At 61.6% G+C, this 11492-nt stretch carries 8 protein-coding genes and 1 pseudogene; 6 read left to right on the top strand and 3 right to left on the bottom strand.

Going from position 1 to position 11492, the window contains the following annotated elements:
- The first annotated feature begins 102 nt into the window (after positions 1 to 102).
- Positions 103 to 2331: an NADP-dependent isocitrate dehydrogenase gene (locus tag M0954_RS21545; protein ID WP_297355393.1), complete on the top strand. Its 2229-nt coding sequence runs from the start codon at positions 103 to 105 to the stop codon at positions 2329 to 2331.
- A gap of 136 nt (positions 2332 to 2467) precedes the next feature.
- On the opposite strand, the gene M0954_RS21540 is transcribed toward M0954_RS21545, so the two are convergent.
- The gene (locus tag M0954_RS21540) at positions 2468 to 2695 is read right to left on the bottom strand and encodes a hypothetical protein (protein WP_122152307.1); all 228 of its coding nucleotides are present in this window, start codon (positions 2693 to 2695) and stop codon (positions 2468 to 2470) included.
- Between the two features lie 505 nt (positions 2696 to 3200).
- Here M0954_RS21540 and M0954_RS21535 point away from each other — a divergent pair.
- Positions 3201 to 3584 carry a hypothetical protein gene (locus M0954_RS21535; protein ID WP_122152306.1) on the top strand — a complete coding sequence of 128 codons (384 nt, stop codon included), beginning with the start codon at positions 3201 to 3203 and terminating at the stop codon, positions 3582 to 3584.
- A gap of 94 nt (positions 3585 to 3678) precedes the next feature.
- Here M0954_RS21535 and M0954_RS21530 read toward each other — a convergent pair whose 3' ends face one another.
- Entirely contained in the window at positions 3679 to 4902 is a 1224-nt protein-coding gene (locus tag M0954_RS21530) for a LanC-like protein (protein ID WP_297355391.1), read from the bottom strand.
- A 271-nt stretch (positions 4903 to 5173) separates the two neighbouring features.
- On the opposite strand from M0954_RS21530, the gene M0954_RS21525 reads away from it, so the two are divergent.
- The 4 genes from M0954_RS21525 to M0954_RS21510 all read left to right on the top strand — a co-directional run bounded on the left by M0954_RS21525 (position 5174) and on the right by M0954_RS21510 (position 11062).
- Complete coding sequence (locus tag M0954_RS21525) at positions 5174 to 5821, top strand: glutathione S-transferase family protein (RefSeq protein ID WP_122152304.1); 648 nt, start codon at positions 5174 to 5176, stop codon at positions 5819 to 5821.
- Between the two features lie 155 nt (positions 5822 to 5976).
- The gene (locus M0954_RS21520; RefSeq protein WP_297355389.1) at positions 5977 to 8187 is read left to right on the top strand and encodes a prolyl oligopeptidase family serine peptidase; all 2211 of its coding nucleotides are present in this window, start codon (positions 5977 to 5979) and stop codon (positions 8185 to 8187) included.
- Between the two features lie 86 nt (positions 8188 to 8273).
- Positions 8274 to 10460, top strand: a complete 2187-nt coding sequence (locus M0954_RS21515; RefSeq protein WP_297355387.1) for a prolyl oligopeptidase family serine peptidase — start codon at positions 8274 to 8276, stop codon at positions 10458 to 10460.
- A gap of 83 nt (positions 10461 to 10543) precedes the next feature.
- Positions 10544 to 11062 carry an SRPBCC domain-containing protein gene (locus M0954_RS21510; protein WP_297355386.1) on the top strand — a complete coding sequence of 173 codons (519 nt, stop codon included), beginning with the start codon at positions 10544 to 10546 and terminating at the stop codon, positions 11060 to 11062.
- 87 nt (positions 11063 to 11149) lie between these two features.
- Here M0954_RS21510 and M0954_RS21505 read toward each other — a convergent pair.
- Positions 11150 to 11492 (bottom strand): annotated as a pseudogene (locus M0954_RS21505) (sodium:solute symporter); the annotation flags it as partial.

The following is an 11492-nucleotide window of genomic DNA, read 5'->3' as shown; positions in this document are numbered from 1 at the left end:
TGGAGTCCGGTGCGCATTCGTCTGCAGTTCCTGACGGTGCAATCCAGCTGGCTCAGCGCGACCGACGCTCTGTTTATCACTTCACCAAGCTCCACCTCAGATATGTCTACATCGCCGAAGATCATCTACACCCTTACTGACGAAGCGCCGGCTCTGGCGACTTACTCGCTGCTGCCGATTGTGAAGGCTTTCACGCGCTCATCGAACGTCGCAGTGGAAACACGTGACATCTCGCTGGCCGGCCGCATCATCGCCGTGTTCCCGGACTATCTGACTGCGGAACAGAAAGGGTCCGACGATCTCGCCGAACTCGGTGCGCTGACCACCCGTCCCGAAGCGAACATCATCAAGCTGCCGAACATCAGCGCTTCGGTACCGCAACTGAAGGCCGCGATCGCCGAACTGCGCGATCAGGGCTACAAGCTGCCGTCCTATCCGGATGTCGCCACGACTGACGAAGAGAAAGACGTCAAGGCCCGCTACGACAAGATCAAGGGCTCCGCTGTGAACCCGGTGCTGCGCGAAGGCAATTCGGATCGCCGCGCGCCGTTGTCGGTCAAGAACTACGCACGCAAGCATCCGCACAAGATGGGTGCATGGAGCGCGGACTCGAAGTCGCACGTCGCGCACATGAACGACGGCGATTTCTACGGCAGCGAAAAATCCGCGTTGATCGGCGCAGCCGGCAACGTGAAGATCGAGCTGACCGCCGCTGATGGCGGCAAGACGGTTCTGAAAGAAAAGACCGCGGTGAAGGCTGGCGAGATCATCGATGCGTCGGTACTGAGCAAGAATGCGCTGAGCAGCTTCATCGAAGCGCAGATCGCCGACGCGAAGGCCAACAACGTGCTGTTCTCGGTGCACCTGAAGGCCACCATGATGAAGGTCTCGGACCCGATCATCTTCGGTATCGTGGTCTCGGTGTTCTACAAGGACGTGCTGGCCAAGCACGCGGATGCACTGGCGAAGGTCGGCTTCAATCCGAACAACGGTATCGGCGACCTGTACGCGCGCCTCAAGGATCTGCCGGCGGAAACGCGCGACGCGATCGAAGCCGACATCAAGACTCAATACGAACAACGTCCGCATCTGGCGATGGTCAACTCGGACAAGGGCATCACGAGCCTGCACGTGCCGAGCGACGTGATCGTCGACGCGTCGATGCCCGCCATGATCCGCGAGTCCGGCAAGATGTGGGGCGCCGATGGCGCACTGCACGACGCCAAGGCAGTGATCCCGGACCGTTGCTATGCCGACGTGTATCAGGCTGCGATCGAAGACTGCAAGAAGCACGGTGCGTTCGATCCGGTCACGATGGGCAGCGTGCCCAACGTCGGCCTGATGGCGCAAGCGGCGGAAGAATACGGTTCACACGACAAGACGTTCCAGATCAAGACGAACGGCGTGGTCCGCGTGACCGACGAAGCGGGTACCGTCCTGCTCGAGCAGAAGGTTGAGGAAGGCGACATTTTCCGCATGTGTCAGGTCAAGGACGCGCCGATCCAGGATTGGGTCAAGCTGGCGGTGAACCGCGCCCGTGCGAGCAACACGCCGGCCGTGTTCTGGCTGGATGCAGCACGCGCGCACGATGCGCAGATCATCAGGAAGGTCGAGACGTACCTGAAAGACCACGACACGAGCGGTCTGGATATCCGCATCCTGACGCCGGTCGAAGCCACGAAGTTCTCGATCGATCGCATTCGTGCCGGCAAGGACACGATCTCGGTTACCGGCAACGTGCTGCGCGACTACCTGACCGACCTGTTCCCGATCATGGAACTGGGCACGAGCGCGAAGATGCTGTCGATCGTTCCGCTGATGGCGGGTGGCGGCATGTTCGAAACGGGCGCAGGCGGTTCGGCGCCGAAGCACGTTCAGCAGCTCGTCGAAGAAGGCTTCCTGCGTTGGGACTCGCTCGGCGAATTCCTGGCGCTGGCTGCTTCGCTCGAACACCTGAGCAACGCATACCACAACCCGAAGGCGCAGGTTCTGGCGAAGACGCTCGACCAGGCAACCGGCAAGTTCCTCGACAACGACAAGTCGCCGGCCCGCAAGATTGGCGGTATCGACAACCGCGGCAGCCATTTCTACCTGGCCTTGTACTGGGCCGAGGCGTTGGCCGCTCAAACGGAAGACGCTGAGTTGGCGGCGCAGTTCGCCGGTGTAGCAAAGGCGCTGGCCGAGAACGAAGCGAAGATCGTTGAAGAGCTGGCTGCTGCGCAAGGCAAGCCGGTGGACATCGGTGGTTACTATCGTCCGAATACCGATCTGACGAGCAACGCCATGCGTCCGAGCGCCACGCTCAACAAGATCGTGGATGCGGTTGCATAAGGTTCAGCTTCGGTTGGAGTTGACTGGACGTTAGAGCTGGAAGCGGTAGAAAGAAAATGGCGCCCTCGGGCGCCATTTTCGTTGTGGCAGGGCGCCCTAAGGGTCCCACCTAGGCGGCCCTACCTAGGCGGCCCCATCAAACGTGAACGATTTCCCAGTCGCCGATCTTCTCCGGTATCTCGAGCATCGAAGTATCAGCCTCGGACAGATGCGGACAGCACACACCGTTGGCGAGGTCGTCGGCGGCCTGCTGAGGGCTGGCAAATGCGCCGAGCGTCTCGTTGCCGAACGAAGCTTCCCAGCCGTCCTTGCCGGGCATAATGTAGAACGATCCTTCCGTCGAACCAAAGCGAAAGCCTTTCATTTTTCATCTCCCGATCATCGTAAAAAAATGCGATTGCCTGGCTGACCTGCGTACGGGACGCGGGCCGGTTCTGGGAGGGTCTTCGCGGGCCGGTTGCCGTGGCCCGCTCAATCCAGTCGTCCAAAACGCCAGCTCATGTAAAAGAGTCTACGTGAGCGAGCCGCCAGCACAGCACGGATAGCGGGATCGGTCGATAAAAAATTATCAATAAAAAACAATAAGTTACGCTGTTTGTTCCGGATTGTGGAATGTAGGACGGCATTGCGAAACGGCTGGTTTGTGCCATGCACCACGATTTTTTGTAGTGCAATGGATCGTTCCGCATCGTGAAATTTCCCGGTATTTGGTCGTCCGATGCAGGGCCAAGGTAATAACGGTGAAAGAGGAGCTTCCGCCACTGTCCCATCATCGTTGACAGAGCCAGCAGCAGCAACGCACCCGAAAATGCGTTGGGAGTGGGCGTTCGGGCATAATGCGCCGGTACTGATGACCTGGCGACGCTTACATGCTTTACGACCAATCGTGGATGGGTTACGGCATCGTCGGCGGTATGCAAGCGGGAGCGATTGCGGCGGTGATCGGATTCCTCATGCTGCTGCTGCTGCACTGGCTGACCCGCAAGCAACCATGGAGCCTTGGCCGCGAGCTCGCCGTGGCTTATCTTCTGTCCGTGCTGCCCAGTTCCAGCGGCGATTTGTGGAACATGTTCTATTTCAACTACGCAAACCTGCAGTCACCCGCTCTGATGCGTGCGTCTCTTGCCGGGGTACACGATCCCGACGGCATCGGCACACGCGTGCTATGCGAGTTCCTCGGCGTGGGGGTGGGAATATCCTTGGCTTGGGCTTTGACGTTTTGGCGTGGTCGTGCGCGCGCCGGTAGCGCGTGACGTCGCTTCGTGCGATAGATAGATAACCCTGACGTTCAGCGGAAAACCCGCGTGCCGCCCGCCTGGCGCACGGGCATCTGCATGAGCGAGGACTTTACGCAGCACTGCCGTAGAAAACATCCAGCGTCGGAAACGCGGCCTGCCCGCGCAGGCAGTCCCACAGGTAGATCGCGAACCCGGGGTCTCCGGTCCAAAGCGAATAGCGCAATTGCCCGTAAGCCGCTTCGTCAGCCTCAGTCTGCGCAATGCCATGCATCGCAAACGCCCGTGCGCGCTGGAGCCATTTGACATCGCCGGTACGCTGGTAGAGCACCAGAAACGCATAACCATTGCCGCCCGTCCCGTGACACAGGTTGGAACCCTTCGCGAGCGGCCCCGCGGCCCATGTCGCCTCACCACCCGCAAGCAGCAGCGAATCCAGCTCGCGGCTCGGCAACTGCGCGAGGCAGACGATGAATCCGGGTGCGCCGTGACACAACTGCATGAGCCAGCGCGGCGTGCGGCCTTCCGGTAGCGTGAGGAACGCGCGCCAGTTTGCGTGGCTGTCCTCGAGTGTCGCGGTGCGCCGCACGGTATTGACGATGCGCTGTTCCCATTCGCTCCAACTGGCCGCGTCGAGCAGATGGCGGCCGCGAATCAGCGGCAGCGCGGTTCCGACGAAACCGTGCACGCCGTCGAGATAAGTCGTCTGCGAGCCATACATGTCCTGCGTCCAATAGTGGCAGCTGTGTTCCTCCGACCACTTCAGTTCGCTCGCGAGTTGTGCTGCGGTCTTGCGAAACAGCTCGGCCCAACGTTCGCCCTGCGTGTGCTCGTGAAGGAACGACGCGGCGAGCAGCGTGCCCGGCGAACCCCACATGAGCTCGCGGGTGGGGTTGTCGAGATTGCCATTGATCAGATCGGCGAGCCGCCCGGCCAGCGCTTCGCTCGGCGCGCGTCCGTATTCGAGCATCAGCCACGGCGTCTCGCCCATCATCCAGGAAGCGAAGAAGGTGCACTCGTCCTCTTCAAGCCACCTTCGATTCAACGTGCGCAGCGTTGCCGCGTGCGCCAGCGGATCGCGCTGAAGTTTGACCGCGCCGACCGCTTCAAGATAGCCGAGTGCCCAATTGACTCCACACGCGCCGTGATAAAGCGGCGTGAGCGGCGCGCGTGGATTGTCTTCATCGCTGCCATCGCGAGGATGGGCTGGCCATAGGCCGTCCGCGTTCATCTCAGCTTCCGTTTGCCTGACGATCCGGGCGATGCAGTTTCTCACCCGTGTTTCATCCCATTCGATTGCTTGCAGGGGTTCGTGACGGCTCGGATCGAAAAGCATGCGTACCTCGCTAGAAATAGAAAAGAGGGTGGCGTCGCGCGGGTGTCAGCCGATGTCATGCGCAGCGAATCGACGAACGCGTCGCACGCGTGTTGAACGTCGAATCCGCTTGCGCAACGACTGACGCTGTCCGATCATTTAGCCCTCGCCGCCCTGACCGATGCCGATGATGCCTCAGGACGCGCACGTTGTCGAAAGGCGCCAGATTTCGCATCATTCACGCGGTGCGCATTGATGCGTTCAACATGAATCAACTCGGAGGAGTGAAGGCATGACCTACGCGCTTTATTATTCGCCCGGTGCGGCGAGCATGGCGGTTCACTGGCTGTTGCTCGATGCGGGCATTCCCTTCGAGGCTCGGCTGATCAATATCGACGAGGGCGCGCAACACGACCCCGAGTATCGCCGTCTCAATCCCGCAGGCCGTGTGCCGACGCTCGTGGTCGACGGCGTGCCGCGCCACGAATGCACCGCTTTGCTGATGTTGCTCGCCGAGCGTCATCCAGATGCCGGTCTTGCGCCAGCGCCCGGCTCTGCTGATCGTGCTGAGTGGCTCGAGCTGATGGTGTTCATGGCCAATACCGTGCTCCCCGCAATGCGTGACTGGTTTTACGCCGACGAGGACGGCGACCCTGCTGGCGCCGAAGCAGTGCGGGCGCTCGCGGACCGCCGGATCGAACAGTCCTGGGAGCGGCTCGACGCGCTGGTCGCCGACGGCCGCAACTGGCTGGTGGGTGGAAAGCTCAGTACAGCAGACTTTCTTGCGGTCATGCTGATGCGCTGGTCGCGCAACCTGCCGTGCAAGGCTACAAGCTGGCCGCACCTGACGCCCTATATCCAGCGCTTGCGTGCGCTGCCCTCGTTTATCGAGCTCAACGCGAGAGAAGGCCTGAGCGACTGGAGCAATCCGGCGAGCTAACGCGAACCGGAGATGCGTCTCGCAGTCAACCCGCGTTCCAAAACCACGAGAGGCTGCAGCCGCGTTGAGCTTAGAAGCGCGCCTTTATGATTCCACTAGTCGAAGGGTCGCGAGTCGCGGTAATCTTGCCGCGCCTCGTTCCTTTGGAAGCGTAAATGACACCAGTAAAGAGTTTGACACTAACAAAGACTTGCCTTGCCTTAACTCTCGCAGCCCTGTTTGTCAGCTTCACCGCCGGTTCGCCCGCCTGGGCGGCCGACGGCCCGCCCGTCGCCCCGGTACGTCCCGTCACCGATACCTACTTCGGCACACCGGTAGTGGACAACTACCGCTACATGGAAAACCTGAAAGACCCGCAGGTCCAGCACTGGATGAAAGCGCAGGCAACCTACACGCGCAAAGTGCTCGACGCGATTCCTGGCCGTGCCGCGCTGGCAAAGCGCATCCTCGCGCTCGGTGGCAAGGATCTGCGCCGCGATGCATTTACACGCCGCGGCGACCGGCTCTTTTACGAAGTGATGGACCCGGGCGCCAATCTGCCCAAGCTCGCGTATCGCGACGGCATCAACGGCGAGGAACACGTTCTGGTCGACCCGGCGAAGCTCGCGAAAGATAGCGCGCATCACTTCGCGCTCGACTGGTTCTCGCCGTCGTGGGACGGCCGTTATGTGGCCTATGGTGTTTCCGAAGGCGGCTCGGAGGAGAGCGTGCTGCACATCGTCGATCTGAGCACGGGGACGCAGCTTGCCGAGAGCATCGACCGCACTTCCGATTGCGTGGTCTCCTGGCGCGACGACAACCGCTCGTTCTTCTATCTGCGCTATCCGAAGATCGGCCCGGACACGCCGCCGTCGCAATCTGAATACAACGCGGTGACGCGCTTGCACGTACTCGGCCAGAATACCGATGGCGAGGGTGATGCGGCGGTATTCGGCAAGGGCGTATCCGCGAGTCTCGATGTGCCGGAAGGCCAGGGCACCTACGTGTTGCTGACGCCGGATTCACCGTATGCGGTGGCGGTTGCCAATCACAACATGGACGATGCGCCGAACTCGTTTTACGTCGTACCGCTCGCGCAGATCAATGGTGCACAGACCCCGTGGCAACAGATTGCTGCGCCCAAGGACGGCGTGACCGCTGTGCGGCTGCGCGGCGACAAGCTCTACTTCCTGTCGAACAAGGGTGCCTCCCGCTATCAGATTCTGTCGACGCCGCTTGCACATCCGGACATCGCGCATGCCGACGTGGTGGTGCCCGAAGGCCCGAACGTGATCGACACGTTCCACCTCGCCAGCGACGCGATCTATATCAGCGAACGCGCGGGCCCGAGCTTTCAGCTCAAGCGCGTATCGTTCGACGGCAAGGACACGCAGACGATCGGCTTACCGTTCGAGGGCAGCATCTCGAGCCTGACCACCGATCCACGCCAGCCGGGCGTCATGTTTGATCTGCAGGGCTGGGTCAAGGCGCCGCGCGAACTGGTCTACGATCCGACCACCCATGCTGCGACCGACACTGGCCTGATTCCGCCGGCGAAGACCGAGTCGGACGACATCGAGGCGCACGACGAGTTCGCTACCAGTTACGACGGCACGCGCATTCCGGTGTCGATCATCGAGAAGAAAGGCACGGTGCGGGACGGCTCGCATCCAACTATCGTGACGGGCTACGCCAGCTATGGCACCTCAATGGATCCGTACTACGACCCGGCCTGGCAGGCATGGATCGAGCGCGGTGGCATCGTCGCGGTTTCCCATATGCGCGGCGGCGGCGAGTACGGCGACGCGTGGCATCGTGCCGGACAGAAGCTTACGAAGATCAACACGCTGCTCGACTTCGTCGCCTCGGCGCAATACATGGCCGACCAGCATTACACGCAACCGAAGTTGCTTGCGGCGAATAGCGCCAGCGCGGGCGGCATTGTGATGGGCGGCGCACTCGAGATCGACCCGGGCCTGTTCCGTGTGATTCTCGACGACGTCGGCGACTCCGATACGCTTCGCTCCGAAACCGAGCCCAACGGACCGCCGAACGTGCCCGAGTTCGGATCGACCTCGACGGAAAGCGGCTTTCATGGCCTCTATTCGATGAGTTCCTATGCTCACGTGCATGACGGCACACCGTATCCGGCGGTGTTGTTCACCACTGGCGCCAACGATCCGCGTGTGGCGTCCTGGCACATGCTGAAGATGACGGCGCGCGTGCAGGCAGCGACCAGCAGCGGGCGGCCGGTGCTGTTGCGGGTCGACTATGACGCAGGCCATGGCATCGGCTCCAGTCTGTCGCAAGAGGCCGATCAACTCGCCGACGAGTGGTCGTTCGCGCTCTGGCAGATGGGCGAGCCTGGCTTTCAGCCGAAGCATTAGCAGGGTGACGGAGCTTTATTGACCCTCTAGTCGTCCGCCCGCAAGTCGAGGTAATCTTGCGGCGCCTCATTCCTTTGGAAGCTCGAATGAAACAGAACAAGTCTTTGCTGGCTGTAACGCTTGCTGCTACCCTGCTCGCCGCCAACGGCGCAGCGCAGGCCGCCGATGCGCCGCCCGTGGCGCCCGTGCGTCCGGTAACCGATACCTACTTCGGTACGCCGGTGGTGGACAATTATCGCTACATGGAAAACCTGAAGGACCCGGAAGTCCAAGGCTGGATGAAAGGGCAGGCGGCTTACACCCGTAAGGTGCTGGACGCGATTCCCGGCCGCGAATCGCTTGCACATAGCATCGAATCGCTGATGGGCAACGATCTGCATCGCGGCGAATTCATGCGTCGCGGCGACCGGATCTTTTATGAAGTGCTTGAGCCAGGTGCCAATCTGCCCAAGCTCGCGTATCGCGACGGCGTGAGCGGCGAGGAACATGTTCTCGTCGATCCAGCGAAGCTCGCCACGGACAGCGCGCACCACTTCGCGCTCGACTGGTATTCGCCGTCGTGGGACGGTCGTTATGTCGCTTACGGCATCTCCGCCGGCGGCTCGGAAAAGAGCGTGCTGCACGTGATCGATCTGCAGACCGGCAACGATCTCGCCGAGGTGATCGACCGCACGAGCGATTGCGTCGTCTCCTGGCGTAAGGACAACCAGTCATTCTTCTACCTGCGCTATCCGAAAGCCGGCCCGGACACGCCGCTCTCGAAGACCGAGTACAACGCGGTGACGTACATCCACGTACTTGGCCAGAACGCCAACGGCGATGGCGACGAAGCCGTATTCGGCCGCGGCGTCTCGCCGAAGCTCGATGTTGCCGAAGGCCAGGGGACCTATGTGTTGCTGGCGCCGGATTCGCCGTACGCGGTCGCGGTGGTGAATCACAACATGGACAACAACCCGAACATCTTCTACGTCGCGCGGCTCGATCAGATCCATGGCGCGGATACGCCGTGGAAAAAGATCGCGGACACGGATGACGGCGTAACGGATGTGCAACTGCGCGGCGATCGCCTGTATCTGCTGAGCGAGAAGGGCGCTTCGCGCTTCCAGATCCTGTCGTTGCCGGCAGCGCATCCGGATCTCGCGACGGCCGACGTGGTCGTGCCGCAAGGCACCAACGTGATCGACGCGTTCACGCTGGGTAGCGACGCGATGTATATCGGCGAGCGGGCGGGCGGCAGCTTCGAGCTGAAGCGTGTGTCGTTCGACGGCAAGGAGACCCAGGCGATCGATCTGCCTTTCGCGGGCAGGGTAGCGGGCTTGACGGCCGATCCGCGCGCGCCGGGGGCACTGTTCAATCTGCAGGGTTGGGTCAAGGCGCCGCGTGAGTACGCCTACGATCCGAAGACCAATGCGGCTACCGACACCGGCCTGATTCCGCCTTCGAAGACGGAATCCGATGATGTCGAGGCGCACGACGAATTCGCCACCAGCTACGACGGCACGCGCATTCCGGTGTCGATCATCGCGCAGAAGGGCGTGAAGCGTGACGGCTCGCATCCGACCATTGTGTTCGGCTACGGCAGCTACGGGTTGTCGATGGATCCCGTGTACCGTCCGCAATGGAAGGCGTGGGTCGACCACGGCGGCATCATCGCGGTGTCGCATATGCGCGGCGGTGGCGAGTACGGCGACACGTGGCACCGTGCCGGTCAGAAGCTCTGGAAGATCAACACCATGCTCGATTTCAACGCGAGCGCGCAATACATGATCGACCAGCACTACACGCAGTCGAAATACCTGGGCGCGAACAGTGCCAGCGCCGGCGGTATCGTGATGGGCGGCGCGATGGAGATCAACCCGGCGCTGTTCCGCGTGGTGATGGACGACGTGGGCCTGTCCGATGCGCTGCGCTTCGAAACCGAGCCCAATGGGCCGCCGAACGTCCCTGAAATGGGTTCGTCGTCGGATGAGGCCGGCTTCCACGGTCTCTATGCGATGAGCGCTTATGCGCATATCCATGACGGCACGCCATATCCGGCTGTCATCTTCACGACGGGCGCCAACGATCCGCGTGTGTCGTCGTGGCACATGCTGAAGATGGCGGCGCGCATGCAGGCAGCGACGAGCAGCGGCCGGCCGGTGCTGTTGCGCATCGACTTCGACGCGGGCCACGGAATGGGCTCGAGCATGTCGCAGCGTGCCAACCTGCTGGCCGATGAGTGGGCGTTCGCGCTGTGGCAGATGGGTGAGCCGGGCTTCCAGCCGAAGCATTAAGCCGGTGGGGACTGGGCGTTGGAGGTGCGGCGTCTGGTCCCCGTTTGTGTTGTTTCGTCTCGCGTGTCGCTGAGGAATCGGTCTTGAGACTAGTTAGGCGTTTTGCGCTCGCCGTTCTCGGCATCGTCTGTGCGGGCGGGCTTGCGCTTCTCTACCTGCACCATGATGCCTCGATAGAGACGGATATCTGGATCGACAGTCCGCCGCGGACGGTCTGGAAGGTTCTCACCGCGACGGCCGACTATCCGCGCTGGAATCCGGAGATCTCGCGGCTCGATGGTGAACTGGTCGAAGGCAAGGTGATCGAGTTTGCCGAAGGATCAGGCCAGGATGCGATGGTGTTTCATCCGACCGTGCTGGCGGTCCGTCCTGAGCAGGAATTGCGCTGGAAAGGGGCGCTGTGGTTTCCCGGTCTCTTCGATGGCGAGCACCGGTTTCAACTCGAAGCGTCGGGTAACCGGACGCATTTCATTCAAAGCGAGCAGTTCGCGGGGATTCTCGTGGGAAAGCTGAGTGACGATGCTTTGAAGGATACGGCTGAGAGTATGAAGGCGATGAATGCGGCCTTGAAAGCGCGAGTGGAAGCATTGAGCGCGCAGTAGGCTGGTTGAAAGTAGCCCGCCCGAAGTAGCGCGTTCGAAAACCGGACCAGCCCTGAACCGCCGGGTCGATCCGGTCAAACGAGGTTGTTAAGCGCTGACGCTCGCCCGCTTAGGCGTCACCACCGACACCACAAACGTCACGACAATATTCGCTGCCAGCGCGATCAGGCCGATATACAGCGGATACGTTGCATCACCGAGATGCAGCGCAAACACCGGCTTCAGCCCCTGCGAAATCGCCATCCCGGTACCCAGCACGATTCCCACCAGCCAGCCGAGGAACAGGCCCGGCGTATTCAGGCGCCGCGTGTACAGCGAGAACACGATGGCCGGGAAAATCTGCAGGATCCACACGCCGCCGAGCAACTGCAGGTCGATCGCATACTGCGTGGGCAGGAACACGATAAACAGCAGCGCGCCGAACTTCACC

It is taken from the genome of Paraburkholderia sp., from assembly GCF_026225065.1.
GTDB lineage: Bacteria > Pseudomonadota > Gammaproteobacteria > Burkholderiales > Burkholderiaceae > Paraburkholderia.
This window is presented reverse-complemented; position numbering and strand designations above follow the sequence as displayed.

Bases quoted from the DNA above. Each gene is read 5' to 3' on its own strand.
- M0954_RS21520 (WP_297355389.1), top strand. From the start codon at position 5,977: ATGACACCAGTAAAGAGTTTGACACTAACAAAGACTTGCCTTGCCTTA.
- M0954_RS21530 (WP_297355391.1), bottom strand. From the start codon at position 4,902: ATGCTTTTCGATCCGAGCCGTCACGAACCCCTGCAAGCAATCGAATGG.
- M0954_RS21515 (WP_297355387.1), top strand. From the start codon at position 8,274: ATGAAACAGAACAAGTCTTTGCTGGCTGTAACGCTTGCTGCTACCCTG.
- M0954_RS21545 (WP_297355393.1), top strand. From the start codon at position 103: ATGTCTACATCGCCGAAGATCATCTACACCCTTACTGACGAAGCGCCG.
- M0954_RS21535 (WP_122152306.1), top strand. From the start codon at position 3,201: ATGCTTTACGACCAATCGTGGATGGGTTACGGCATCGTCGGCGGTATG.
- M0954_RS21540 (WP_122152307.1), bottom strand. From the start codon at position 2,695: ATGAAAGGCTTTCGCTTTGGTTCGACGGAAGGATCGTTCTACATTATG.
- M0954_RS21525 (WP_122152304.1), top strand. From the start codon at position 5,174: ATGACCTACGCGCTTTATTATTCGCCCGGTGCGGCGAGCATGGCGGTT.